Source organism: Clostridium algidicarnis, assembly GCF_000703125.1.
Lineage (GTDB): Bacteria > Bacillota > Clostridia > Clostridiales > Clostridiaceae > Clostridium_L > Clostridium_L algidicarnis.
Map to the genome: position 1 here is coordinate 52,682 of NZ_JNLN01000001.1, position 26,453 is coordinate 79,134.

A 26,453-nucleotide genomic window follows, 5' to 3' on the forward strand; every position below is an offset into this window, starting at 1 on the left:
TTTATAAATTTATTTTTATATAATTATTAGTTTTACTTAATCTTTTCCCATGTCAAATCATAATTTGCCTTCTTGTCATTTCCAGAATAAATAAGGATATAATATTTACCTTTCTCTAAAGTTTCTTCGCTGTAAGATGCATCTTCATTTACATATTTTGGATAACTTATATAATTTACTAGGTCTCCTTCTTTATACAATAGATAAGTTAAATTATCATTTTGTAATTTATTCAAAGATATTTTTATCTTTGACTTTTCATCTACATTAAAATAGAAAAAATCTTCATCTCCATTTTCAACTGAGCCTTTTATACTTGCTTTATTTAAAACAGGCCCATTTGCATTTTCAAAATCATTATTAGGCTCTATTTCATTTGATAAAGGTCCTGGATTTGGGTTATTAGGGCTTTTCTTTACGCTTACTTTTGCTGTGTTAACAGCTTCCATTCCCATAGCATCCACTATTTTTAATGTTACAGTGTATTCCCCTTCATTTCTATACACATGAGTAGGATCCTTTTGATTACTTGTTTCATTGTCACCAAAATTCCATTCGTATTTAACAATATTTCCATTTTCAGTTTTTGATCCTTCACTAGAAAAACTAATAGCTTTTCCTGTTTCTCCTGAGTAAGGTCCATTAATTTCTGCTACCGGTTTTGATGGTTCAACACTTCCATTATTCTCTGATAAATATCCTCTAAATACAATATCAAATTGATAGTGGTAATTTTCATCAAGTCTCCAGTTAACAAAGTAACTTGTAGTTGTTTTGTAACCACTCCATCCCTTTTCATCTAAAGCTTTTAAGTAATTATTAGCAACTTCCGACATCTTTTGAATATCTATAAGCTCTCCATAATAGTATTCTCCTGTGTAAGTTCCTCTAACCTCAAATGTATTGAAAAATTGGGACTTACTTTCTGTAGCCTTAATATTTTTTATTCCACCTAAACTTTCTATATCTCTTTTAACTTCCTGTAATGATCTATTTGAATGTTCTTTAATGTAATCATCAGATACTAGTGGGATTGTAAACTTATCGTAGTCATTATATAACTTGCCCATAAACTCTTGATATCTTTGATTTAAATTATAATCATTCTTCAATGTTTGTACATACTGATCAAAGCCTCTAATATCATTTTTCATTAAATAATCTTTTAGTTTAGAATATTTTTCAAAATCATGATTTATAAAGTAATTCATTAAATAATATGCATATGAGTAGAACTCGAATCCATCATTATAGGATGAATTTAAAGTCTTTGCCACAGAATATCTTTGTTCTATAGGTCTCCACATTAGATTAGAAACCATTGATTTTCTGGTTTTTATACCTTCTGTACGTGAAGATCCAGCATAAAGTTCTGCCTCTCCCTCTTCATACCATGTTAATCTATCATTAGCATGTATGGAGCCTCCCCATAAACCAGGAACTACATATCTTCCTTGAAGATAATGGGTAAATTCATGTCTAAATAACTCTTCTAGAGTATATATACTTTCTTCTTCAGTTCTTTCATAGGTATAGAAAGTCCCGTCTTGTTCAATATACATTCCACCATTTTCAGTATTAAGTCCATTAAGTGCATAGTTCATTCTATACTCTCTTGGGCTATTATAAATAACAATGCTAAGAATTTCATCTGCATTACCGTCCTCTAAAGCTTGATCCTTTCCAATATTTCTAAAATATTGTGCACTTACTTCTTTTGATGCCCAATATAATCTCTTTACCTTTTCTTCTGTAACAGCTGCTCCAGCTCTTATTACAACTTTGTTATTATCAAATTTATATGTTTTTGGATAGTACTTACTTTCCCCTTCTGTTCTTATCTTTTCCATATCAAGTATATTTCCATCTGCGTCAATGCCTTTATACTCGTTATTTATACCATTCACAGCTTCAAAAAATTGTTCTCCTAGATATTCTTGTAATTTCAATGCTTTTGTAATTGTTTCTACACCTTTTTTAGGATTTGAGTGAAATTTCCCAAGGGTTGCAATTGTAAATATCCCGTTGTTAACAAGCCAGCCTGTATCATCATTTATTTGTGTTTCTAAAGCAATCTTTTCTATTTCATTAATAAATCCATCAATTTTTCCACCCCACTTGGTTTTTAATGGATCCACTCCTTTGTTTTCATATCGAATATAAGAACCTAAATCATATTCAACGCCTCTTAAAATACTATAAATAGCCTTACCTTTACTTTTAATCTTAGCATTTTCTAATAAGTTTTTATTAAACTGATTCATAACAGGTGTAAAGCTAGCCACAAGTTCAGCATCCGAGGATGCATTTCCTATAAGAGCACCTGCAGAATTCACCACTTCATCTTGTACTTTAGTTCCTAATTTAAAGTTTGGATTAGCAACTATTTGCTTTAAAGCTGGAATACATTTATCTTTATATTCTCTTGTATTTAAATAAGAAAGTTCAGAATTGTAAAAGCCCAAATAATATCCTGCCCTTAAAACCTCTACTAATGTAGGAATTCCTTTATCATCATCTTCTGTAAACTGACTTCCTCTTGTATACAGTCCATTTATGATAGCTTGTACCCTATCTTTGTTACCAAAAAACTGTGTAGATCCCGCACCTTTTTCGAATAACCCGGGGATCTGTTCCCATTGAATTGTGGCTAAAGTATTTACTAATGTGTCATAATTAAGGGAATTTAGTTCACTAAAAGAATAGTCTCTTCCAACCTCTTCATTTCTATCTAAATTTCTTTCTAAACTTTTTTCTGGTAATTTAGATTCTGGTTCCTCTGAATTTTCTAGTAACATGTCTATAGGTAATAATACTTGGTTTTGCTTCGACATTTCTAATTCTCTTTGTGTGTTTTTTAAGTTAACGTCATTTGATAAAATCTTTAAGTCTTTATCCGCTAATAAGTGATTTGATGGAGAAGCATATACCTTTCTAGTTTGTAAATTAAGTCCTGTGGACATTTGGATAACTAATGCTGCTGAAACAAGAGCTGAAAGTAATCTTTTTTTCATAAATCAGCACTCCTTCTTTTTTATTTTCTTATCCCTGGCAATCTTTTAGAATATTCTCACTATTCCTTATTTAAGGATATCATGTTAATTTTTGTTAGTCAAGCATTTTTATTCACACTTTTCTATTTATTTTTTGATACTATTCAATATAAAATTATATTGTAGACTTATTAATACATAATATTGCCTTATCTTGTTATTATCATGTATTATTACTTTATATTGATTAATATAATATATTGTTAACATTATCTATATTGTTTTATCAAAGGTATTAATCAAGAAAATAATTTAGTGAAGACTTATGTTCTTTATAGAAAAACAACAAGAATCCCTTTGATTCAAATCCAAGCTTTGTAAAGATATTCAAAATAAAAAGTGCCAGCAAAGTCTTTTAGTTTTTTTGACCTTGCTGGCACTATACTTAAATTATTCTACAATTGGGAACCAACCTTGTGTATTCATAATCGCATTCCAAAGTGGTTCTGGTATTTTTAATAATTCTCTATCACTTTTCTTTAAGTTAGTACGTATTTCTGAGCTCTTACCCATTTCAACTTTTCTCATCCAATCTGGTTCCATAATTATCTCTCTACCAAGAGATAAAAATTCCACTCCTGCGTCCAATGCTTTTATTGCATCATCTGCTGTGTATATGGATCCAACACCTATAAGAGGTACTCTACCATGAATTTGATTTAATATTTTAGTTATGATAGATTCTGCCTTTGATTTATCTCTCATAGATCCTTGCCAAAAATCTGATAGTGAAGCATGTAAGTAACTTAACCCTTTGTCGGATAATACATCGATGAATGAAAGTGTATCTTCAAGTGTTATACCTGGGTTTTCAATTTCCTCTGGTGAGAAACGATAACCTACTATGAAGTCATCTCCTGCCTTTTCTTTTACAACCTTTTTAACTTCTTCTATAACAGCTAGTGGGAAGTTCATTCGTCTTTCTAAACTTCCTCCCCAATTATCTTCTCTACGATTAGAGTGAGGAGAGAAGAATTGTTGTAATAAATAGGTGTTGGCACCATGAACTTCTACTCCATCAAACCCTGCTTTTATAGCTAATTCTGTTGTTTTACCAAAGGCTTTAATTATATCTTGAATTTCTTTTTCTGTCATAGCTCTTGGTGTCATAGCCCCTGGTCTTTCAGCTGCAACTGCACTTGCGCTAATAGTTTGACCTGTTGGTATTTCATCTGGAAGTGCCATTCTACCCGCATGGAATATTTGCAAAATCGCTACTGCGCCTTCATTTTTTATAGTTTCTGCTAACTCCTTTAAGCTGTCTAAAAAACTATCATCGTAAGCAGCAAATTGCCCTTTAAAACCCTTACCTGATGGGATTACATAAGTTGTAGCAGTAATAACCATACCTACACTCTTTGCTCTTACCTTATAATAATCTAATTCTGCCTTTGAAACTGTTCCATCATCATTTCCTGAAAAAGTAGTCATTGGAGCCATAACTATAGGATTTCTTACATTTATCTTTGAATTTAACATTCTCTTTTCTAATAACTTATTATTTTTTGATTCCATTTTAATCTCTTTCTTTCAAATTAATTTCTTTTAAACAATAATTAAATCAACTTTTTGCAAACACTAATTTCTGAATTTTTCTCTCTATATTCACCTATTTTAGGAACTATCCTTTTAAAATGTTCTGAGGCCATGTGACTATTCAAATCTTCTATAGTCTCCCATTCTTCTATCATTATTAACACATTCGGATCTTTGATATCTTGATACATCTCATACTTTATACAACCATTTTCCTTCAATGTTTCTTTCACTAATTCTTTTGATAATTCAAGTATACTTTCTACTTTACCTTCTTTTGGAAAACTTTTTGCTATAACCTTTATCATATGATTCCACCCCTTTTATAATTTATTCACTAATTTCTTTTTTATTTCTTGATACCATTTCAATAAATACTGATTTTGGTAATTCAATTCCTATTGTCTCTTTAATTACATCCTCAATAGTTTCAACAAGAATGAACTCTAATTCGTTTTGTACCTCTTTTGGAATATCTGCTATATCCTTTTTGTTATCCTTTGGAAGCATTATTCTCTTAATTCCTGCACGATGTGCTGCTAATGCTTTTTCTTTAAGTCCACCTATAGGTAAAACTGCACCCCTTAAGGAAATTTCACCTGTCATTGCTAACTTAGAATCTACTGGATGTCCTGTTACTAGCGATGCAATAGTTGTAAATAATGACACCCCTGCTGATGGTCCATCCTTTGGAATAGATCCTGATGGCACATGGATATGCAAGTCATATTTATTGAATTCAAGTCCCTTTTGGTTAAATACAAGTCTTGATCTAACTAAACTTTGAGCAATCTTGGCTGATTCTTTCATCACATCTCCAAGTTGGCCTGTTAGTATTAACTTACCATCGCCTGGCATCATTGCCCCTTCAATAAATAATATATCACCACCTACTGGTGTCCATGCGAGGCCTGTTACAACTCCTGGAGCATTGATTTTATTTGCTCTATCATAAAGAGCAACTTCATGACCTAAAATATCAAATAACATATCTTCTTTTATAATATAAGGCAATGGCACTTCATCTTCAACAATCTTTTCTGAAACTACTCTTGCTACTGTAGATAATTGACGTTTTAATCCTCTTACGCCAGCTTCTCTAGTGTATTTTTCTATTATTGTCTTTAATGTGTCATCTTCAAATTGTAATTGCTTTTCATTTAATCCGTTTTCCTCTAACACAGAAGAAATTAAATAATTTTTCCCAATATGGAACTTTTCATAACTTGTATAACCACTAATATGTATAACTTCCATACGATCTATAAGTGCTTCTGGAATATCTCTTAAAGAATTTGCCGTTGCAATAAATAACACATCGGATAAATCATATGGCACTTCTAAGTAGTGATCTGAAAATGTACTATTTTGTTCTGGATCTAAAACCTCTAATAACGCACTAGCCGGATCTCCATTTGCAGAAGACATCAATTTGTCAACTTCATCTAATATAAATACTGGATTTTTCTCTCCAGCCTTCTTCATTCCTTGAATTATCCTTCCTGGCATGGCCCCTATATAAGTTCTTCTATGTCCTCTAATTTCAGCTTCATCTCTTACTCCACCAAGACTTATCCTAACATATTTACGTTGTAAAGCTTCTGCTATACTTTTCCCTAAACTAGTTTTGCCTGTACCTGGAGGTCCCACTAATAATAAAATTGAGCCTTGCTTGTTTTGTTTTAATTTCATTACTGTTAGATGTTGAATTATACGGTTTTTTACTTTTTCAAGGCCGTAATGTTGCTGATTTAAAAGCTCTCTTGCAGCTTTAATATCTATATCTTTAACATCACTTTCACCCCAAGGTAGAGTTGTTAAAAGATCCAAGTAATTTTGAATTACACTACCTTCTGAGCTATTAGGACCTTGGCGTTCTAATTTATTGAATTCATCTAATGCAACTTCCTTTATATCCTGGGGCATATTTGCATTTTCTATTAATTCACTATAACCTTTTTTCTTTTTTCCACTGGCTTTATCTGATTCATTAAGTTCTTCCTTAATAGCTTCTAGTTGTCTTCTTAACATATTTTCTCTATGGTTTTTATTAATATCTTCACTAAATCTTGATGCTATTTCCATTTAAAATTCTATGGATTCTTTATGCTCAATTAAAAGGTCTAAAACTCTTAAGCTTCTCTTTTTTAATGATCGAATTTCTAAAAATTCTTGTTTTTCCTCTAAAGGTAAATTTACATAAGGCACTAAGGATGCAATAATACTTGTTATATTATCTATATTGTTTACATACTCTACATAAGGTTCAGTTCCCTTAAAGTTTTTACTTATTTCAGCTGTTAAATTTTTAATATAATCTAACATCTGCTTATTACTCTTCAATGTTAACGCTATTGCATAAAAGTTTTCTTCTTTAATTTTGTCATAATATTCTTCGTTAAATCTTTTGTTTAAATTTACTGTAATTTCTCCACCATGAAACAAAACTAAATTCGGTATATGAACTGCAGGCAACTCTTTATTTATATCTAATTCTTTCATAATTATTTCCTCCTACACTGTTTCTATTAATGTTTTTACAAAATTTCTTATTAAGTCCTTATCAATATTTTTTATATCGATTAATTCTAAGACTCAGGTGGAGTTTACTTATAATGAACACATCTCTCCATCTGAGTCTTAGAAGAACTTATCCAGGGGCTAGCAGCCGTCATCCCCCACCTTGAAGAGGATAGGGGCGTTACGGATGGTAGCCATCGGATAAATTATAGCAACAAATATAATTAGTTTTAGTTAACCTAACTTTATTTGTTTAATTTATTAATCTATTATTTAACCTTTAACAATATATTTATTAAATCATTGATTTCATCTTCATTGAGACTTGCTGCAATTTTATCTACTAATCTTTTAACTTCTAGATCTTCAAAACTAGCTATACTCTTACCTCTTTCCGTAAGAAATATATATTGTACTCTTCCATCATTTTTACACTGTCTTTTGTAAACACAATCTAACTTTACAAATCTTTTAACCATTTCTGTAATTGATGGTTTAGATAAATTTAAGACCTCAGCTAGCTTACTAATTGTAAGTTCATCATACTTTCCAATCTTTTTTATATACTCAATTTGTCTTAGTGTGAGTTCCGACATATTAAGTTCATCAATTAGCTTACAGGAACATTCTCCTTTTATCTTCATAAGTCCACTGTAAGTTTCATATAATTTATTTTTACTATCCAACTCATCACCTCTTTTTTAATTAGTTAGGTATTGCCTAATTACATATTAAGTCCTATCGCTTAATTTGTCAATAGAATCTTTAAATATAATTACTCTTCATCTTTTCGATAGTACTTTTTATTTCTTCTCTAAATCCCATTGGTTCTAAAACTTCTACAGCACTGCCTTGACTTAAAATCCACATCTTTATGCCTGTACCAAACATTTCAGTCTCTATTATATACTCACCTTGATTTTCTTCTAAAACTTTCGCATTTGGCAGCCTATCTAAAACAGCTTCTAAAGAACTTCCAGTAAATTTAAACCGTATCTTTTGAAGATTACCTGTTTGCATGAACTGTATAAGCTTTCTAAACTTTCCATCTTCAAATCTACTACTATATTCTATAGGGAAATTTCTATTTACATTAGAAAAGCTTCCTATTCTGTCTACCCTATAGATAGTTGGAAATTCATATTCCATGCCTTCTATAAATGCAGCTAGGTAAAAATAATATTCTGAAAACATTATACTTAATGGTTTAATATTTCTCTTAGTCGCCTTACTTTCTAATTTACCATTTTTACTTAATTTAAAATATTCTATTTCAATTATCTCCTGATTATTAATAGCAATGCTAAGATCCCATAGCTTGTCTATTAACGGCTTACCATGACTTGTAGGAACATAATTAAATAGCTCATTTTCTATAATCTTTTCTACTATTTTTTTATCTTGAAATACACAATTACATAAAAGCTTATTTATAATCCCTTCCATTTCCTCTTTAGAAAATCCTTTGCTTTCAAGAAGTACCTTGCATATTGATAAGATATCCTTTTCATTTAAAACTTTTGTATCTTTATATTCTATTTCATAAACGCCCTTTTTTCTGTTGTAAGTTATCTTATTATCTATGTACTCATCCTGCAGATAGTTATTTAAATCCTTTATATATCTAGTTACAGTTCTTTCACTTACATTAAATTTATCTATAATATACTCTTTAGTAAATGACTCATTATTTTTTACTTTACTATACATATGCAACAGCACTGACGATTTAAATCTTTCCATAATCACTATTCCTTTTTATATAAATTATTACAACGTATTAATTGGACCTTTTATTACTATACATACTCTTATCAGCATTATGCAGTAACTCTTTAATAGATAATGGACTTTCGCTACTATACTCTGAAAATCCATAGCTTAAACTAATATTGTAATTATAGTAAGTTTCTTTGTTCAATTTATTTATCTGTTCGTCAATTCCACGCCACAGTCTATTAGCATTATCTATTTTAGTGTTACAAAACACTATAACAAATTCATCTCCGCCAATTCTCATTACAATATCAGTTTTTCTTACAGATCTTTTTAAAACATTTCCTACATCTTTTAATACCTTATCTCCCTTTATGTGTCCATAATTATCATTTATATATTTAAAGCCATCAATGTCTATAAAGCATATAGTTATGCTTGTACCATTAATTTTCGATATTTCTATTTCTTTTTCCAGTAAACTTAACCCTGCTCTTCTATTTAATAATTCTGTTACAGCATCTCTACTAGCATAATATAAACTTTCCTTAAGTTTCTTCTCAAGCTTTAATATAATTTCATCTTTTTCTTTTATAGATTTCAAAAGTAACTTTGTGTCCATATGCTCATAATTCATATTTCCAGCCTCCAAATCCATTATTGTAAATATTATGTTATTACCATAATACAACTTTTAATGTGACAAAGACTGTCCGTTTGAAAAACATGAATCTGATTATATTACAATAAAATTTATTATTAGCTTAATCTCCTGATAAATTCATGCCAGACATTTTAGCTAATTTATTTACGTTATCCATCCCTTCAATCATCCTATTATCTATTATATTAAAATCTTTTACCATATCTTTAGGTAACATATCTACAAAAAGCATATTAGCACCTGCTCTTAAAGCATTCAAATTTCCTTGAACATCTGCTAACCCATTTCTTAGATCTCCACCTGGTTGTTGAGCAGTAATATTAACTTTAGGCATCATAATTCTCAATATTGAAATCTCTTTTATTGTGGTTTCTAAACTCCCTCTGCCTCCTTCTTTTGCAAGAGGGGTACTTGGAACTGGCATGTACGGAATAATTGGTGCCCAGCTTATATTAAGTTCCTTCATTAACATTATATCGTCAGCAACCTGATCTAATGTTTGATGTGGTAACCCGATAATATTTCCAGAAGCTAATTCCATCTTACTACCTTTTATGTACTCGATACATTTCATTCTGTTTTTAAAATTAGCAGTTGGTTTTATTTTTGTAAACATATCTATATTTGAAGTCTCAAATTTTAACACATATTCATCTAACCCAGCAACTTCTAATGCTTTATATTCATCAATACTAAATTCACCTGCTCCTAAGCTTACAAACAGCCCCAGTTCCTTCCCATATTCCACCATTGAAATTATATCTTTAAAATTATATTTAGGATCTTCCCCTGATATTAAAAATACCTTTTTGAGGCCTAACATCTTTACTTCTTCTTCCATCTTCTTTATATCATCAATACCAATTCTGTATCTTTTTAATCCAAAATTACCAGCTCTCATACCACAATATGTACATTGATTTTTACATATATTATCATAACCAAATAAAGCTGTAACATTGATTTTATTTTCATTATTATTTATATGCACTTCCTTAGCTTTCTGCTTTATCGTATTATTAAATTCTTCGTAAGTCATTTTTAATATTTCAAGTACCTCCGCTTTTGTTTGTATTTTCATTTTCATTTTCCTCTTTTCATTATTAATAATACACTTAAGTTGGTTAATATCTTTAATCTGGCATCATCTTATAGACAACATCTACTCCATAATCTTCCTGTAGGATACTAACTTTTTCTTTATCTTTTTCATTTAAAAATACACCTTCAGACATTTTTACTTTTCCTTCTCCATAACCTATATTGCTTAATATAATCTTGTTAATCTTTCCATCTTCCTTAACATACTTAATTACATCATCTATTTTTTCAAATATAACCATACAATTTATAGTTTTATCATATTCCTTACTAATAGAGCCTTTTATTGTTAAAAATTCTAAATCGATTTCATCTGATATTGCAATTTTAAAAAATAGTTTTCTAAAATCATCCTTGGCTAATTCATCATTAGCCACAATTATTTTAGAAACATTGTATTTTCTGCACCAATAGTTAACTGTTTGTCCATGAACTATTCTAGAATCCACTCTAAATATTGTCTTCATTTAAACTATCCTCCAGATTATTTTCTTGAAATCTTTTTTTAATTAAATTAGATATATTAACTATACCTGATTTGCCGGACTCTTCAGCTTCATATGCTAATTGCTTTAAGCCTTGATTTGGCATTTGTACTATTTTTAATACCATAGGAATATTAACTCCTGTTATGATTTCTACATTATTTTTACCTATTAATTTTTGAGTGGCATTATACGGAGTACCTCCTAGAAAGTCTACTAAAATTAAGAACTCATGAAAAATGCTATTTTTTATTTCAGCATTTAGTTTATCCATACATTCTTCTAAACTTTCAGATTCATCTAAAGTTATAGCCTTTATATTATTAGTTTTATTGTAGATTAATTCTATAGAGTTAATAATCTCAACTCCGTGATTTCCATGAGTTACTATAATTATTTGAACCATATAATTACCCCTCTTCACTTTTAGCTTTATTTTTTAAGTTTATTTGCTGCCTTACTATCCAAAAATATATTTACTGATTCTTCATGAGCTATCAAACTTGCAGGAATTTGTCTAGTCTTTTTATCTTCAACTATTTTTTTAATAATATCTGCTTTTTTTTCTCCATTAGCAATTATTACTTTTTTATTACTATTGAAAATATGTTTCATACCAATAGTTATACCCTTTTTTAATTCAACCTCTTCATTAAAATATTTTAGACCAACTGATCTTGTTACCTCATCAAGATCTACTACCGTGCAATATAAGTCTGGATCAATATTTGGTTCGTTAAATCCTAAATGCCCATTCATACCTACCCCTAATAATACTAAATCAATACCTTTGTTGTCAAAAATAAATTTATCTACTCTTTTACATTCCTCTTGTAAATTAGTTACAGTACCATCAAAAAAGCAAACCTGATCTTCTGTTAAATTTAATTTACTATACAAATGCTTATTTAATACTTCTACGCAGCTTCCTTTTGTTTCTTTAGATAAACCTACCCATTCATCTAATCCTACAAACTTACACTTTGAAAAGTCTACCTCATTATTATTATAAGCCTTTACTAGATATTCATAAGCCTTAAGTGGCGTATCTCCTCCTGCTAAGCATAAAAGTGATTCTGGTTTTTTATTTACTACATCTACAACATATTTTGCTACATCTTTTGACATTAACTCATAATTTTCACAAACATTAATTTTCATTTTATTTCCTCCCTTTTATAAAAAATAAGGAGCTGTATTCAATTAGATTGAAACATCTCCTTATTTTAACTATAATTTAAATTCCGTCTTCTTCATCTGTGTCATGAAGGGTTATTTCAATATTTTTGTACTTTAAAACTGATTTTTTTGTTTTTTCTACCAGTTCATCCAGTAACTCTTCCAATTCGTATGAGTCTTTAGCTATAATTATTTCAATTATTGCACCTATATTACACCCTGCAACTACTCCAATACCTTCATTTTCTAAAGATATCTTTACAGCTGTATTAAATGGAGTTCCTCCAATAATATCACAAATAAATACTATGTTATTTCCTTTATTTTCTTCTACAACCTTTACTGCCTTTTCCATAAGAGTTTCAGTACTATCTTCTTCTATAAAATCAATATAATTTACACCCTCTGTTGGTCCAACTATTGATTTTATTGTTGATTTTAGTCCTGTTGCATAATTTCCATGCCCAATTAAAATAATTACATTTTTCATTTTATAACACCCCTAATAACGATCCTACTATTGCTAATACAAAAGTAACTAAGATAAGCACTGTGGGACTTACTTGTTTTTTCTTTAATAAATAATACATTAAAAATGTATATCCTAATGGTAATATATTGGGTAATATTTTATCAAAGAAATCTGCTTGAAGAGCAATTGAATGTTCTTCATTAATCTTTATTTCACTTACCACATCAATATTTACATAAGTTGCGATTAAAGCTCCTATTACAGTTACTCCTAATGTTGTTGCTGCCTTAGTTAATGCCTTAGAGCTATCTTTAATCTTATCTATTGCTTTAGCTCCAAGCTCATATCCGAATCCAGCTAAAGACATACGTGATAAAAATATTCCTAAATAAACTATAAAAAAGATTATTGGACCTACAACACTTCCTTGAGACGCAAACGATGCACATATTCCAGCTATTATAGGTAATAAAGTAAACCATAGTAAAGCATCACCAATTCCTGCAAGTGGTCCGAATAAAGCTACTTTCAAACTATTTATTAATGTTCTATCTTCTTTTTTTTCTTCTAATGATAATAAGAATCCCATTAAAAATGGTGCCACTGTAGGATTTGTATTTATAAACTCCATATTATCCTTCATTGCAACTGAAAAAGCTTCATCATCATCCTTGTGAATCCTTTTTAAGAAAGGCATCATAGTATATGCCCAGCCCGCTCCTTGCATTCTTTCATAGTTAAAGCAAGATTGTAAAAGTACGGATCTTAGTCCCAATTTTCTTATCTCTTTTTTGCTAAATAGCTTCTTAGATTCCTTCATCAAACTCACCTCCATTAACATTAACTTTACTAATCATTTCTTTAATTTGTTTCTCTTTTTCCTTATCGTTAAAATACTGGAATAATGCTATTGCAGTACCTACCAATGCAACTGGTAATAAATTTTCAAATTTTGCAAAGGATGCTAGTAAGAAGCCTATTATTAAAAATGAAATATATTCTTTCTTTAACATTATTCTAAGCAACAAACCAAATCCAACTGCAGGTAATATACCTCCTGCTATTTCAAATCCATGTGATAACCATACAGGCATAGACTCAACTAACATTTTCATTGGTTCTTGAGCTACATATGTGCATAAAAATACAACTATTCCATATGTTAATCCAACAATCACAATTGAAATTATATTTATCTTTGCAAATGTCTTAGTATCTACTTCTTTAGCTGCTTTTGTTAATTTTGCCATAAGTATTGAAAAACTTGAGTAATAGAATAAAATTATATATTGCATTAAGAAACTAAATGGTAATGCTAATCCTATAGTTGTTTTTACATCAGCTCCAGTTGTATATGCAATTACTGTTGTCATTATACCAGCAAGTACAGGATTTGGCGGTTGCGTTCCTCCAACTGGTGTTAGTCCTGCAAATGCTAATTCTGTTAATCCACCAGCTATTAAGCCAATTTGCAGATCTCCCAAGATAATTCCCGTTAAAGTACATACTATAATTGGTCTAAAAATAAATAATCCCTCTAAATATGCATCTATTCCCACTATAATTGCCATTACTGCCAAGAGCAATCCCTGTATTAATGTAATTTCATGCATTATATTTACCCCCCTTATTTTAATTTTTTTTATTATATCTTACTTTTCATATCTCCTGGTGTATCTTGAATATAAACTTCTACACCTTTGCTTTGTATATATTTTAGGTCTTCTAAATCTTTGTCATCTACAAAAACCTTTTTAGTAATTTGTCTTTTCCCATCTGAAAAGTGCATATTTCCAACGTTTACCTTCTTCAATTCAACCCCACCATCAATAAGCTTTCTAACTGTCTCTGGAGTTTTGCATATTAAAAATATTTTTTGTGATGGTGCTGCTTTGCTTATTACTTTTATAGTCTTTTCTATTGAGAAAAATCTTATTCCTACCCCTGAACTTTCTGCAGTCATTGTCATTAATTGTTGTTGTATCTTATCCTGCGCTGCAATATCATCTACAACTACTAGAAGATTTGCTCCTATTGAAGTAGTCCATGTTACTCCGACTTGTCCATGGACAAGTCTATTGTCTATTCTTGTTAATAAAATATCTGATGACATCTTTTTCCCTCCTTAATTCTTTATGCTATATTATATAGCAAAAACCATGCCAACCTAGTGTATGTAGGTTGGCATGGTTTTATTCACTAAATTTTTATTGTCGTGCTGATTATATCATGAATATAAGCTATTTCAGATATTGGTATCTCTATCTTGTAAAAGTTTTCTATTACACTAAATGCATTTTTAGTACATTTAATAAAGTGTCTATTACAGTGTTCAAATTCATCCACATTTTTATATTCCAATAAAGGTTCCCTTATGACCAACCTTTCCACCATACATGAAACATGTATGTAAATCCCTACTTTTAACGCGTTAGGTAACTTTATCTTTAAATTAAACTCCAATGTACTAATAGTATCTTGGACTTGTGTCAATATCTTATCTGGATTTAAGATTATTAAATGAGTAATAACATTTGTTATAGTAAAGGCTTTTAATAGGGTATCATTTAGCTCTTCCATTTTATCATCATCTACTATGTCCTTTAGTACATTTAAAATTTTAGACTTATCATTTCCCATAATCATATCCTCTAAAGATAAATATGGTACATTTTGTACATTAGGATTACTTAATCCTATTATTAATCTAACCTTATATTCATTAAAAATATATTCCTTTTCTCCTCCAACCTTTAACTTATCATAATCATAAGCTAAAACTGTTATATCTTTATCCTTTAAACATTGCTCTAATAAAGATTTAATCTTTTCAGCAGTTCCAATGCCTGTGCTACATGTAGTTATAATTGCATCTTTCTTTTTACTTGTGGCTGGAATATAATTATATTTGGCAACATTTTTTTCTACTGAATCTTTAATTATTTCTTTTATAGGCCTTTTATTCATAATCTTATTACCTACATCTAATGCCAAAAGACTTGATACATTATTTATAATAGCTATATCTCCATTAAATTCTTCCTTTATACCTAAATAGATTTCCTGTAAAGAACCCATGTCGACCAATAGTATTAATCCTCTTTTTTCATCTATGTTTTTTATATATTTCCTAAGTTCTTTTGAAATATCCTCTGTAGAAATATCGAGGGACATGTCAATAGAATCATAAATATACATTCCTAGCATATTATTTGCAACACTTGCTATACTACTTGCTGTAGACTTACCATGAGCTATAATAATTGCATTTATTAAACCCCACTCTAGTTCTTTATTTATTAATGCTAAATTTATTGTAATATAGGCTAATACTATATTCTTTAATTCTATGTGCATGATTCCTTTTATTTCTTCTACAATCTTTTCTGATAATCTATATAACTTTTTATATTCATCTTGAAGATATCTTAGTATTTCTTTATCTTCTAAATTATCATTTTCATGGACCATAGGTAGTGAGCAAATGGAATTAGTTATAATATCTGCGCTGTCATTTTGTGCCCTAATACCATACCTTCTATCGAACATGTTTAAGTTATTAGTAACAATTTTTCTAATAAGGTTCACAGTACTTTCGCCATAATAATAAAGCTTATTTTCTTCAATGTTTTTAGCTAATAAATTTTCAATAGATTTTACCTTCTGCCAAAACACTTCTTCCGAAACCTTCTTATTCATAAAGTTATTTATATTTTTTATAAAATTCTTATTTATATTTTTAATCATATCATATTGAGAATTTCTTATATTGTTATGATTTTCATCTATTGATATTAATATAGACTTATTATCTTCAACAAATTCTGAATTAAAATTGGCTATTATCTCCTTTGGTATATGTGCTATGCTTATTTTTAATTCTATATCTTGAGTGCCTTTTCTCTCTGAAAATGCATTAGCGCAAGTAATCTTTATTGTATTCATAAGCTTACCTATATTTCCAATCCAAGTACTGTTGATTAAAATATTAACAACATTTTGCTCTAAAAGTATGTCTTTATTTATAGAAATAGCCTCTTTTCTATAAATATTATTTATAAGTTCAAGCTTTTCTATTATAGGTCTATCATTAAAACTAGGTATATTAGTTATCAGTGGTATCCGCCTTAAGAACGTTTTTAAAAAAATCTTTTCTGGATTCTCTGTTGTTGCAAATATTAATCTTACCTTTGCTTTTCTCCATTTTCCTGACTCTCCAACCCTTCTAAATACTCCTTTATCCAAAAATATAAATAGCTTTTCTTGCCCTTCAGAAGATAATCTATGGATTTCATCTAAGAACAAATATCCTCCATCTGCTTCCTCAATCAAACCTTTTTTATCATTCTCTGCTCCTGTATAAGCTCCCTTACATGTTCCAAATAGAGCCGCTGAAAACAATTCAGGATTATTAGCATACTCCGCACAGTTAAAAACTATAAACTTAGAATTATTTTCTATTATTCCCTGATCCATAGCATAATTAAATATTAATTGTGCTATATAGCTCTTGCCTACTCCCGAATCCCCCACGAGTAATATAGGTAATCCGTTGGTTGGGTAATTTGTTGCTGCTTTACATTGTTGTACAACGCTTCTTAAACTTCCACTATGTCCAACAAGGTCGTTAAATGCATCTTTTTTGTTATCTTCATCTAAATCATTGTGTACATTTATAAAATCATTTGCTAATTGAAAGCTCATCTTGTTTTTCTCATATACATTTTTATCTATAAAGTATACCGGTCTTGTGTTTACTTTAATTGCTTTACCTTCTCTATATAATTCATTTAAATACTGACTTACTATATTTCTTTTTACATTCAGAATAGTGGAAATGTCATTTGAAGTTATACCAACATCAACCTTTCCATTAATTTTCATTGATTCTTTTCTTAACTGAAGTAAAATCTTCTCTTTGTTAGTCATTATATCACCTCTTATCATATGTATAATTTTTTTAAGCTCACAGCTTCAAGCCTTTTCAGTATTTTATTTTCTTTATAATCTTATTATACTAAATTATCAGTGATAAATGTTCAATTTTAGTATATCAGGTCAATACGTAAATTGTCATATAATGTACGATGCATTTTATATTTCTTTTTTTGATAACAATATTGTCTCTATACTGAATGCTTTGTCATATCATTACATGTAACATTAGTTTTCATATAGTGATGGTTAATCTCTATTTTTCTTTCAAAGTTTGGAGTAAATAGAACCTACTCATAATTCTTTATTTTCAATATTTGCAATAGCTCTTAAAGATTTCATAAGTTTATCGAATTTATTAGGTGTTATAGATTGCTCTCCATCACACTTGGCCTTTGTAGGATTATTGTGAACTTCCATGATAACACCATCTGCCCCTGCAGCTATAGCCGCTTTTGAAAGAGGTTCCACTAGCCACCATAATCCCGAAGCATGACTCGGATCTACTATTACAGGAAGATGACTTAGTCTTTTAAGTATGGGCACGGCACTTAAATCCAAGGTGTTTCTTGTATATTTTTCAAATGTCCTAATGCCTCTTTCACACAAAATTACCTTTTCATTTCCTTCAGACATAATGTATTCTGCAGACATTAATAGTTCTTCTATAGTTGCAGAAATCCCCCTCTTTAAAAGTATAGGTTTATTGGTTCTTCCCAATTCTTTTAAAAGAGGATAATTTTGCATATTCCTTGCCCCAATTTGAATAATATCCACATCATCTATAAATCTAGCTAAATATGCTAAAGACATAAGCTCCGTTACAATGGGAAGTCCTGTTTTTTCCCTAGCTATCTTTAATAATTCTAATGCAGGTTCTCCAAGACCCTGAAAACTATAAGGTGAGGTCCTTGGTTTAAAGGCGCCACCTCTTAAAAATGTGGCACCTGATAATTTTACACTCTCCGCTATATTTACTATCTGATCTTCACTTTCTACAGAACAGGGACCAGCTATTATTGTTATCTTATTGCCGCCTATAGTATTTTTCCCTACATTTATAATAGAATCCATAGGATGTGAATCTCTACTTACTTTATTACTACAGCCTTCCATCTTCCTACCCCCTATTCATCTATTGCTTCCCTTAAGCTTTTTACAAATTCAAAAACCCTTCCTTCTATATTCCCTAGTTCTATTCCTTTTTCTATTTCTTTAATAATTGCACTACCAACTATCAATCCATCTGCTAAATCCTTTAGATTTCTTACACTTTTTGCATCTGATATTCCAAAACCAATAGCTAAAGGAATCTTTGAATATCTCCGTACATCCTCCATAAAAGCTTTCAATTCTTCGTCAAAAGTTTCCCTAGTGCCAGTAACTCCTTTAGACGAAATACAATAAATAAAGCCACTGCTGCCTTCCACTATTTCTTTTATTCGATTATTAGAAGTTGGGGCAACTAAAGCTATTAAATCAATAGGATAATCTTTCATCATTTCATTTAATATTTTTCTTTCCTCTAAAGGAAGATCTGGAATAATCAAACCATCTATCCCGCACTCTTTGCATCTATTTAAAAATTCTTCTATTCCATATGAAAAAATCGTATTATAATATATCAAAAAAACTAAAGGAATTTCTGTTTTACATCTTAGATTTAAGACCATTGAAAAAATATAATCTATATTAATTCCCTTACTTAAAGCTCTTATTGAAGCCCGTTGTATAACAGGTCCATCTGCTAAAGGATCTGAATATGGAATACCTAGTTCCATAATATCTGCTCCTGCCTTTTCCATGGTCAAAACTAATTCCATAGTTTTATCTAAGCTAGGGTCTCCTGCTGAAATATAAGTAATTAAGGCCTTTCTTTTCTCTTCTTTAAGTTTATTTAACTTTCTACTTATTCTACTGTCCATTTTTTATTCCCCCTAGTATATTGGATAATGTATCCATATCTTTATCTCCTCTTCCAGATAAATTCAATACAATAATATCATCTTTTTTTGTTTCTTTAGCAAATTTCATTAAATAAGCTATGGCATGAGCACTTTCTAATGCAGGTATAATTCCTTCTACCTTAGTCAAGTATTGAAAAGCTTCTATAGCTTCATCATCATTTATGGCTACATACTTAATTCTGTTAATAGAATGAAAATAAGCATGTTCTGGTCCAATTCCAGGATAGTCAAGCCCTGCGGATATGGAGTAAACTGGCTTTATTTGTCCGTGTTCATCCTGCAGCAAATAAGTCATCATTCCATGTATAATTCCTAGTCGCCCTTTAGAAATAGTAGCTGCATGATATTCTGTATCTATTCCTTTTCCTCCTGCCTCAACTCCATACATCTCTACTTTGTCTTCAATAAATGGATAAAATAAACCCATAGCATTACTACCTCCACCTACACAAGCTATTAAATAATCAGGTAGTCTACCTTCCTTTTCTATAATTTGTTTCTTCACTTCATCCCCTATAATTCTTTGAAAATCTCTTACCATTGTAGGATAAGGGTGAGGTCCTACTACAGATCCAATTACATAAAAGGTATCTTCCGGATTAGCAGCCCAATGTCTAATAGCCTCATTTGTAGCATCCTTCAAGGTTTTTGTACCAGATGTTACAGAGTTTACTTTAGCCCCTAACATCTTCATCTTTAAAACATTTAAGCCTTGTCTTTCTATATCCTCTTGTCCCATAAACACTTCGCAGGGAATATCGAACATAGCACAAATAGTAGCTGTAGCTAGGCCATGCTGTCCTGCACCGGTTTCTGCTATTACCTTCTTTTTACCCATTCTCCTTGCAAGAAGAACTTGACCTATTACATTATTTATCTTATGAGCACCCGTATGATTTAAATCCTCTCTCTTTAGATAAATCTTGCCTCCACCTAGCTTTTTAGTTAGATTTTCCGCATAATATAATGGAGTGGGTCTCCCAGAATACTCATTACAATAATACATATATTCCTTTTTGAAATCTTCATTTTCTTTTATCTTAGTAAACGCCTTTTCTAGTTCAATCAATGGATTCATTAAAGTTTCAGGTACAAACTGTCCTCCGAATTGTCCAAACCTTGTATTCATATAAATCAACCCCTTATCTTTTTTATTAATTGTTTTATTTTTTCAAAATCTTTAACTCCATTAGTCTCTACTCCAGAGCTTACATCTACTATAGTAGGCTTAACTATTTCTATTGCTTTTTTTATATTTTCCGGGAATAATCCTCCAGCTAAAACTATAGATTTAGTTTTACCAATAGTTGTAGCTAACTTCCAATTAAACTGTTGTCCTGTCCCTCCTGCCGCTCCTTCTATATAGGTATCCAAAACATATTTACTCACCTTATACTTTTCTAATAGCTCTAGGCTCTTTTCATCTTTAATAAGAAAAGCTTTCCATACTTCTGTTTCAAAATTATTACAATACTCAATGTCTTCATCTCCGTGAAATTGAAGTACGTCAAGATTGCAAAGTCTTTCTATTTCTTTAACTTCTTTTATAGAATGATTTAGAAATACACCAACCTTTTTTATACCTTTATCAAGACCACCTATTAATTGTCTTGCAACATAAGGATCAATCTGCCTTTTACTTTTTGCAAATACAAAACCTATATATTCTGGCTTTAATATATTTGCATAGTCTATATCTTCAGCTCTTCTCAATCCACAAATCTTTATTTCTACCAAATCATTCACCTCTTAATTCTTTTATCTTATCCTTTATAGAAATAGTATTCATAAACGCCTCTCCAATTAGAACCCCATCTACCCCTGCATCTTCTAGATATTTCATATCCTTTCTTTTGGAAATACCACTTTCACTAACAACTACAATATCCTTTGGTAGATGATGTATTAACTTTTCTGTAGTTTCAATATCAACCTTAAATGTATTTAAATTTCTATTATTAATTCCAATTATATTAGCACTTGTCTCTAGTACCTTTTCTAATTCTTTTAGATTATGGACTTCTACGAGACACTGAAGATTAATATCTTTAGCTACCTTTTGGAACTCTACTAATTGTTTTTTAGTTAAAAGAGCTGCAATAAGCAAAATAGCATCTGCTCCTAAAAATTTAGACTGATATACTTGATATAAATCAATTATAAAATCCTTTCTTAGAATGGGTACTCTCGTTTCCTTCTTTACTAGGGATAAATACTCACCATTTCCTAAAAAGAACTCCTCTTCAGTCAATACGGAAATTGCATCTATTTTATTTTCATCATAAATCCTACTTATATCCACAGGATTGAAATCTTCTCTTATAATTCCCTTTGATGGCGATGCCTTTTTTACCTCTCCTATTATGTTTAATCTTCCATTTCTTTTTATAGCTCTTTTAAAATCTCTAGTATCTACATTTATAATTTGTTTTTTTAAATCTTCAATAGACATAATAGATTTTTCTATTTCTAACCTTTTCCTTCTTGATGACACAATCTTATCTAATATCATTGCTTCATCTCCTGACTAAGATTAATTAATTGATTTAATTTATCTAATGCAAATCCTTTGTCTATCATTTCCCTTGACTTTTCTATTCCTTCACCTAAAGTACTTACTACATTTCCTACATACATAGTTGCACCTGCATTTAACAAAACCATATCGCGCCTAGGACCCTTTTCACCCTTTAACACATCTAATAAAATTCTAGCATTTTCTTTTGGATCTCCCCCTGTTATTTCTTCTAACTTTCCAAATGTTATGCCATAATCCTTTGGATTTAAATAATATTCCTTTATTTTTCCGTCTTTTAATTCTGCTACCTTTGTTTTTGTAGTAATAGTTATCTCATCTAATCCATCCATACCATGTACTACCATCCCCCTTTCTAAACCTAATTCCATTAGCACTCTTATCAATGTAGATGTAAGATCTTCATCAAACACACCTAGCACTTGACCTTTAGGATTTGATGGATTAGTCAATGGACCTAAAACATTAAATATAGTTCTAATTCCTAATTCTCTACGAGAATCTACAGCATGTTTCATAGTTTGATGAAAATTTGGAGCAAATATAAAGCCTATTTGTAACTCATCTATACACCTTTTAACATCCAAAGGTGAAAGATTAATATTAACACCTAAACTTTCAAGTACATCTGCACTACCACATTTGCTTGAAACAGATCTATTTCCATGTTTTACAATAGTCAAAGATGATGCTGCTGCTACAAAAGCTGCTGCTGTTGATATATTAAATGTATTGCTTTTATCCCCACCTGTGCCACAAGTATCTACTGTATATCTATTATTTGTTTCAATTTTTATAGATTTGTCCCTCATAACTTTAACTGCACCAGTGATTTCTTCAAGAGTCTCTCCCTTCATGCGAAGTGCTGTAAGAAAACCTCCTATTTGTGATGGGGTAGCCTTACCTTCCATGATTATACTCATCACCCGAATCATTTCATTTTCAGTTAAATCTTTATAATTTATAACTTTATCTATTGCCAATTGCATACTCTACACTCCTTTTCTAATACATTCCATAAGGGCTCTTGCTTTGTTTAAAGTTTCCTCGTATTCACTTTCAGGATTTGACTCTTCCACAATTCCTGCACCTGCTTGTATATATGCCATATTATCTTTAAATACTATAGTCCTTATGGCAATACAAGTATCCATACTTCCATTAAATCCTAAGTATCCTATAGCACCTGCATATATCCCTCTTTTTTCATTCTCAAATTCCTCTATGATCTCTAAAGCCCTTACCTTCGGTGCTCCAGATACAGTTCCTGCAGGTGCGCAAATCCTTAAAGCATCATAAGCATTTAAACCTTTTTTCATCTTTCCTACTACATGAGACACAATATGCATTACATGGGAATACTTTTGTATCTTCATAAATTGATCTACCTTAACTGTTCCTTCTTCTGATATCTTACCAATATCTTCTTTAGACAAATCTACTAACATCAAATGCTCCGCTATTTCCTTTTTATCTTTCAATAAATCTTTTTCATAACGTTCATCTTCTTCTAAACTCTTTCCCCTAGGTCTAGTACCTGCAATAGGACAAGTTTCTACTCTATCTTTATTTACCTTAACTAAGAGTTCTGGCGAAGAGCCAACTACCTGATAGAATCCAAAATTTATATAATACATATATGGCGAAGGGTTTAAAGTTCTTAACTCTCTATAAGCCATAAAAGGATTAATTTTTGTATTGAAATCAAATCTTTGAGATAAAACCACTTGCAATATCTCTTCATTTTTTATATATTCCTTAGCTTTTAAAACATTTTCCATAAAGTTTTCCTTTGTTTCATTGCTTGTATACTTAATTTCTTCAAAAGTTACTTTAGTCTCTTTTTCTGGAGAAACCTTTGTTTCTATTATTTCTTTTTTTATTGATTGTAATTTTATTAAGCCTTCTTCATATATTTCTTTCAACGAGTTTTCTATTTTTACATTTGTGACAATCTTTATCTTTTGCTTCAAATGGTCATAGATAATAATATCTTTAGTTATTAAAAAATGTAAGTCTGGAGTTCTTATGCTGTCCTTATTTATATTTTCTACTCCACAGATATTTTTTATTAAATCATAACCAATAAATCCTACTGCGCCACCTATAAAATCATCCATGCCTTCTATTGAAACCATCTTATATTCATCCATAATTTCTTGTAATATAAGAAGAGCATCACCCCTTCTATTTATTATTTCATCATCTTTAATTATTGTAATGTTATGGTCATAAGCTATGATTTCTATAAAAGGATTTCTGCCTATATAAGAGTATCTTCCCCACCTGCTTCCTCCTTCAACACCTTCCAATAGAAATGCCTTCTTTTCTTTGCATAGCTTGTTAAATAAAGAAATAGGAGTTTCAATATCTCCATCTATCTCTAATGAAATAGAAACCATTTTTCCTTCTTTACTTAATCTTTTGAATTCTTCATAATCTGGATACATACTCTAATACCCCCTTTTTTAAGTACAAAAAAAGCACTTCATCCCTAATATAAGGACGAAATGCTTAACATTCCGTGTTGCCACCTTGTTTAGATAGTAATCTACATTTGTAACAAAAAAAACATTCCAATCCTAATCTAGGACGAAATGTTATAATCGCTTTGCCACCTAATATAGATAGTTTCCTATCTCACTCTTAAGGTACGGAAATACTAATATCTCGATACCCCGTCTTTATAACGTAAGACACTCGGCTAGTGGTACTCTCCTAAGATTTAACACCGCTTCTCATGGAACCATTCAACAACTTTTCCGTATCAGGATTCCACCGTCCCCGACTCTCTAAACCTTCAAGAATTGCTTACTTTTCCCAATCAATGAATTTACTAACTATGTTTTCATAATCATAATATACAAAGATATTTTTGTCAATAGTTTTCATTCGACTTTTTTCATTCTTTAAATGTTATCAATATGAAGTGGTTCTATTGTTTTTAGAGCGGTAAATAAACACAGTGGATACAAGTACACCAAAGGCAATGCCAAATGTCGTCTTGATCGTCTGTAAACCATATTCACCTATCATACCTATATTTCCTTGTACAATGCCGCTCATTGTGTAGTACAAAGCTCCCCCTGGCAATAATGGCACAAGAGATGGCAACATAAAAACCGTGGAAGGTGCTTTCAAAATTCTTGCTATAACCTCTGAATATATGCTTACAACAATAGCTGAAATCATATTGCAAATAAAAATGTTATATGTATAATGGTAGCATAAAAGATACACAACCCAGGCAATGAAACCACCAAATGTAACAACCAATAGTCTCTTCTTTTTTACACGAAAATATAACCCAAATCCTATAGTTCCTATTATAGCTGATATAATTTGTACTATTTCTGATTGTGTCATAAAATCCCTCCTAAAGTAACTAGCGCAATTGCAAACCCACCTGCAATGGAAAGAGCTATAAGAATAGCTTCTGTCAGCTGTATCATACCTGCAATAGTGTCTCCCAAAAATATAGCTCTCAAAGAATTAACTAATACTAGTGCAGGAATTAAGAGCATAATATCTCCAATCATAATCTTATCTACATGTACACCAATTCCTATCTTAACAAAAAGTATTGCAATAATCCCCATGACAATAGACACAAATACTGTATACACAATACGATTAACATCTGGTTTTTTTATAAATGTATCAAAAAGAAACATTAAAAATGCAATAATACAAGAAGCAACGGCATCCCATCCATTTCCACCAAAGAAAACTGTAAATCCTCCTGCTGCACAAAGATATCCTATGCAAAGATCCCATTGGATATGCTTATTTTGTTTTTTTGGAGATTTAATTTTTAAAAGTTCCTTCTTAATTTCATCTGTAGAAATCTTGTTTTTACAAATATATCTAGACAAAGCATTAGCATCTTCAATTTTAGAAAGATTTGTTCCATATATTTTTACTCTTCTTATCTGCGTTGCTACTCTTCCATCATTACATTTTGCCGAAGCTATAATCAATGAGGTAATTGCAAACACTTTTACATTTTCCAACTGATATGCATTACAAATTCTTGTAATAGAATCCTCAACTCTTCTTATTTCAGCACCACATGACAGCATTATTTCTCCAAGGTCAAGAGCCAATTCCAAAATTTCCTCTTCATATATCACTTTATCCATATAAACCTCACTATATATTTTTATCAAACCTTATACATGTACACATATAATGTTATTATAAAAATCTTTTTCATTAGTTAAATTGTACCATGAGATTTCTGAAATGGTCAATGAAAATTAACGTGATTAACCTAGTCAAGCCAACTA

At 30.5% G+C, this 26,453-nt stretch carries 24 protein-coding genes and 1 pseudogene; all 25 read right to left on the minus strand.

Annotated elements, in window-relative coordinates; all coding sequences use genetic code 11:
- Positions 1-32 precede the first annotated feature (32 nt).
- The gene (locus BV55_RS0100250; RefSeq protein WP_051652339.1) at positions 33-3,014 is read right to left on the minus strand and encodes a collagenase; all 2,982 of its coding nucleotides are present in this window, start codon (positions 3,012-3,014) and stop codon (positions 33-35) included.
- A gap of 429 nt (positions 3,015-3,443) precedes the next feature.
- Positions 3,444-4,568: an NADH-dependent flavin oxidoreductase gene (locus tag BV55_RS0100255; RefSeq protein ID WP_029450689.1), complete on the minus strand. Its 1,125-nt coding sequence runs from the start codon at positions 4,566-4,568 to the stop codon at positions 3,444-3,446.
- 41 nt (positions 4,569-4,609) lie between these two features.
- Positions 4,610-4,897 carry a putative quinol monooxygenase gene (locus BV55_RS0100260; RefSeq protein ID WP_029450690.1) on the minus strand — a complete coding sequence of 96 codons (288 nt, stop codon included), beginning with the start codon at positions 4,895-4,897 and terminating at the stop codon, positions 4,610-4,612.
- 22 nt (positions 4,898-4,919) lie between these two features.
- Positions 4,920-7,091, minus strand: a pseudogene (gene lon, locus BV55_RS14705) (endopeptidase La).
- Between the two features lie 287 nt (positions 7,092-7,378).
- On the minus strand, positions 7,379-7,795 hold the full coding sequence (locus BV55_RS0100270; protein ID WP_029450691.1) for a MarR family winged helix-turn-helix transcriptional regulator: 417 nt from the start codon (positions 7,793-7,795) through the stop codon (positions 7,379-7,381).
- Positions 7,796-7,874: 79 nt separating this feature from the next.
- Positions 7,875-8,852 (minus strand): helix-turn-helix transcriptional regulator, encoded by a 978-nt coding sequence (locus tag BV55_RS0100275; RefSeq protein WP_029450692.1) that lies wholly within the window; start codon positions 8,850-8,852, stop codon positions 7,875-7,877.
- 37 nt (positions 8,853-8,889) lie between these two features.
- Complete coding sequence (locus tag BV55_RS0100280; protein WP_029450693.1) at positions 8,890-9,462, minus strand: GGDEF domain-containing protein; 573 nt, start codon at positions 9,460-9,462, stop codon at positions 8,890-8,892.
- Positions 9,463-9,589: 127 nt separating this feature from the next.
- Positions 9,590-10,570 carry a biotin synthase BioB gene (locus BV55_RS14985; RefSeq protein WP_051652340.1) on the minus strand — a complete coding sequence of 327 codons (981 nt, stop codon included), beginning with the start codon at positions 10,568-10,570 and terminating at the stop codon, positions 9,590-9,592.
- Between the two features lie 52 nt (positions 10,571-10,622).
- Positions 10,623-11,057 (minus strand): PTS sugar transporter subunit IIB, encoded by a 435-nt coding sequence (locus BV55_RS0100290; protein ID WP_029450695.1) that lies wholly within the window; start codon positions 11,055-11,057, stop codon positions 10,623-10,625.
- Positions 11,041-11,481, minus strand: coding sequence for a PTS sugar transporter subunit IIA (locus BV55_RS0100295; protein ID WP_051652341.1), 441 nt, complete (start codon positions 11,479-11,481; stop codon positions 11,041-11,043). Before BV55_RS0100295 ends, BV55_RS0100290 begins: the two co-directional genes overlap by 17 nt.
- 26 nt (positions 11,482-11,507) lie before the next feature.
- On the minus strand, positions 11,508-12,236 hold the full coding sequence (locus BV55_RS0100300) for a glucosamine-6-phosphate deaminase (protein ID WP_029450697.1): 729 nt from the start codon (positions 12,234-12,236) through the stop codon (positions 11,508-11,510).
- Between the two features lie 76 nt (positions 12,237-12,312).
- The gene (locus BV55_RS0100305) at positions 12,313-12,744 is read right to left on the minus strand and encodes a PTS sugar transporter subunit IIA domain-containing protein (protein WP_029450698.1); all 432 of its coding nucleotides are present in this window, start codon (positions 12,742-12,744) and stop codon (positions 12,313-12,315) included.
- Between the two features lies 1 nt (position 12,745).
- A complete protein-coding gene (gene agaD / locus BV55_RS0100310) occupies positions 12,746-13,546 on the minus strand; it encodes a PTS galactosamine transporter subunit IID (RefSeq protein ID WP_029450699.1) in 801 nt (266 codons plus the stop codon).
- The gene (gene agaC / locus BV55_RS0100315; RefSeq protein ID WP_029450700.1) at positions 13,533-14,339 is read right to left on the minus strand and encodes a PTS galactosamine transporter subunit IIC; all 807 of its coding nucleotides are present in this window, start codon (positions 14,337-14,339) and stop codon (positions 13,533-13,535) included. Before agaC ends, agaD begins: the two co-directional genes overlap by 14 nt.
- 32 nt (positions 14,340-14,371) lie before the next feature.
- Positions 14,372-14,839: a PTS galactosamine transporter subunit IIB gene (gene agaB, locus BV55_RS0100320; RefSeq protein WP_029450701.1), complete on the minus strand. Its 468-nt coding sequence runs from the start codon at positions 14,837-14,839 to the stop codon at positions 14,372-14,374.
- A gap of 86 nt (positions 14,840-14,925) precedes the next feature.
- Positions 14,926-17,655 carry a sigma 54-interacting transcriptional regulator gene (locus tag BV55_RS0100325; RefSeq protein WP_029450702.1) on the minus strand — a complete coding sequence of 910 codons (2,730 nt, stop codon included), beginning with the start codon at positions 17,653-17,655 and terminating at the stop codon, positions 14,926-14,928.
- A gap of 300 nt (positions 17,656-17,955) precedes the next feature.
- Positions 17,956-18,777 (minus strand): 3-deoxy-7-phosphoheptulonate synthase, encoded by an 822-nt coding sequence (gene aroF / locus BV55_RS0100330; RefSeq protein WP_084170453.1) that lies wholly within the window; start codon positions 18,775-18,777, stop codon positions 17,956-17,958.
- Positions 18,778-18,788: 11 nt separating this feature from the next.
- Positions 18,789-19,586, minus strand: coding sequence for a tryptophan synthase subunit alpha (gene trpA, locus BV55_RS0100335; RefSeq protein ID WP_029450704.1), 798 nt, complete (start codon positions 19,584-19,586; stop codon positions 18,789-18,791).
- The gene (gene trpB / locus BV55_RS0100340; protein ID WP_029450705.1) at positions 19,576-20,757 is read right to left on the minus strand and encodes a tryptophan synthase subunit beta; all 1,182 of its coding nucleotides are present in this window, start codon (positions 20,755-20,757) and stop codon (positions 19,576-19,578) included. Before trpB ends, trpA begins: the two co-directional genes overlap by 11 nt.
- A gap of 5 nt (positions 20,758-20,762) precedes the next feature.
- Positions 20,763-21,365, minus strand: coding sequence for a phosphoribosylanthranilate isomerase (locus tag BV55_RS0100345; RefSeq protein WP_029450706.1), 603 nt, complete (start codon positions 21,363-21,365; stop codon positions 20,763-20,765).
- 1 nt (position 21,366) lies between these two features.
- Positions 21,367-22,140 carry an indole-3-glycerol phosphate synthase TrpC gene (gene trpC / locus BV55_RS0100350; protein WP_029450707.1) on the minus strand — a complete coding sequence of 258 codons (774 nt, stop codon included), beginning with the start codon at positions 22,138-22,140 and terminating at the stop codon, positions 21,367-21,369.
- Positions 22,137-23,153, minus strand: a complete 1,017-nt coding sequence (gene trpD / locus BV55_RS0100355) for an anthranilate phosphoribosyltransferase (protein ID WP_029450708.1) — start codon at positions 23,151-23,153, stop codon at positions 22,137-22,139. The genes trpC and trpD overlap by 4 nt, the downstream gene beginning before the upstream one ends.
- A gap of 3 nt (positions 23,154-23,156) precedes the next feature.
- Positions 23,157-24,614, minus strand: coding sequence for an anthranilate synthase component I (gene trpE, locus BV55_RS0100360; RefSeq protein WP_029450709.1), 1,458 nt, complete (start codon positions 24,612-24,614; stop codon positions 23,157-23,159).
- A 469-nt stretch (positions 24,615-25,083) separates the two neighbouring features.
- Entirely contained in the window at positions 25,084-25,530 is a 447-nt protein-coding gene (locus BV55_RS0100365; RefSeq protein WP_029450710.1) for a threonine/serine exporter family protein, read from the minus strand.
- The gene (locus BV55_RS0100370) at positions 25,527-26,306 is read right to left on the minus strand and encodes a threonine/serine exporter family protein (protein WP_029450711.1); all 780 of its coding nucleotides are present in this window, start codon (positions 26,304-26,306) and stop codon (positions 25,527-25,529) included. Before BV55_RS0100370 ends, BV55_RS0100365 begins: the two co-directional genes overlap by 4 nt.
- Between the last annotated feature and the right edge of the window lie 147 nt (positions 26,307-26,453).

What these genes read in the sequence shown, in the direction of transcription:
- BV55_RS0100260 (WP_029450690.1), bottom strand. Translation starts at nt 4,897, where the DNA reads ATGATAAAGGTTATAGCAAAAAGTTTTCCAAAAGAAGGTAAAGTAGAA.
- trpE (WP_029450709.1), bottom strand. Translation starts at nt 24,614, where the DNA reads ATGTATCCAGATTATGAAGAATTCAAAAGATTAAGTAAAGAAGGAAAA.
- agaD (WP_029450699.1), bottom strand. Translation starts at nt 13,546, where the DNA reads ATGAAGGAATCTAAGAAGCTATTTAGCAAAAAAGAGATAAGAAAATTG.
- trpA (WP_029450704.1), bottom strand. Translation starts at nt 19,586, where the DNA reads ATGGACAGTAGAATAAGTAGAAAGTTAAATAAACTTAAAGAAGAGAAA.
- agaB (WP_029450701.1), bottom strand. Translation starts at nt 14,839, where the DNA reads ATGTCATCAGATATTTTATTAACAAGAATAGACAATAGACTTGTCCAT.
- BV55_RS0100250 (WP_051652339.1), bottom strand. Translation starts at nt 3,014, where the DNA reads ATGAAAAAAAGATTACTTTCAGCTCTTGTTTCAGCAGCATTAGTTATC.
- BV55_RS0100370 (WP_029450711.1), bottom strand. Translation starts at nt 26,306, where the DNA reads ATGGATAAAGTGATATATGAAGAGGAAATTTTGGAATTGGCTCTTGAC.
- BV55_RS0100325 (WP_029450702.1), bottom strand. Translation starts at nt 17,655, where the DNA reads ATGACTAACAAAGAGAAGATTTTACTTCAGTTAAGAAAAGAATCAATG.
- BV55_RS14985 (WP_051652340.1), bottom strand. Translation starts at nt 10,570, where the DNA reads ATGAAAATACAAACAAAAGCGGAGGTACTTGAAATATTAAAAATGACT.
- agaC (WP_029450700.1), bottom strand. Translation starts at nt 14,339, where the DNA reads ATGCATGAAATTACATTAATACAGGGATTGCTCTTGGCAGTAATGGCA.
- BV55_RS0100280 (WP_029450693.1), bottom strand. Translation starts at nt 9,462, where the DNA reads ATGAATTATGAGCATATGGACACAAAGTTACTTTTGAAATCTATAAAA.
- BV55_RS0100255 (WP_029450689.1), bottom strand. Translation starts at nt 4,568, where the DNA reads ATGGAATCAAAAAATAATAAGTTATTAGAAAAGAGAATGTTAAATTCA.
- trpB (WP_029450705.1), bottom strand. Translation starts at nt 20,757, where the DNA reads ATGAATACAAGGTTTGGACAATTCGGAGGACAGTTTGTACCTGAAACT.
- BV55_RS0100295 (WP_051652341.1), bottom strand. Translation starts at nt 11,481, where the DNA reads ATGGTTCAAATAATTATAGTAACTCATGGAAATCACGGAGTTGAGATT.
- BV55_RS0100305 (WP_029450698.1), bottom strand. Translation starts at nt 12,744, where the DNA reads ATGAAAAATGTAATTATTTTAATTGGGCATGGAAATTATGCAACAGGA.
- aroF (WP_084170453.1), bottom strand. Translation starts at nt 18,777, where the DNA reads ATGGAAGGCTGTAGTAATAAAGTAAGTAGAGATTCACATCCTATGGAT.
- BV55_RS0100290 (WP_029450695.1), bottom strand. Translation starts at nt 11,057, where the DNA reads ATGAAGACAATATTTAGAGTGGATTCTAGAATAGTTCATGGACAAACA.
- BV55_RS0100300 (WP_029450697.1), bottom strand. Translation starts at nt 12,236, where the DNA reads ATGAAAATTAATGTTTGTGAAAATTATGAGTTAATGTCAAAAGATGTA.
- trpD (WP_029450708.1), bottom strand. Translation starts at nt 23,153, where the DNA reads ATGCAATTGGCAATAGATAAAGTTATAAATTATAAAGATTTAACTGAA.
- trpC (WP_029450707.1), bottom strand. Translation starts at nt 22,140, where the DNA reads ATGATATTAGATAAGATTGTGTCATCAAGAAGGAAAAGGTTAGAAATA.
- BV55_RS0100365 (WP_029450710.1), bottom strand. Translation starts at nt 25,530, where the DNA reads ATGACACAATCAGAAATAGTACAAATTATATCAGCTATAATAGGAACT.
- BV55_RS0100275 (WP_029450692.1), bottom strand. Translation starts at nt 8,852, where the DNA reads ATGGAAAGATTTAAATCGTCAGTGCTGTTGCATATGTATAGTAAAGTA.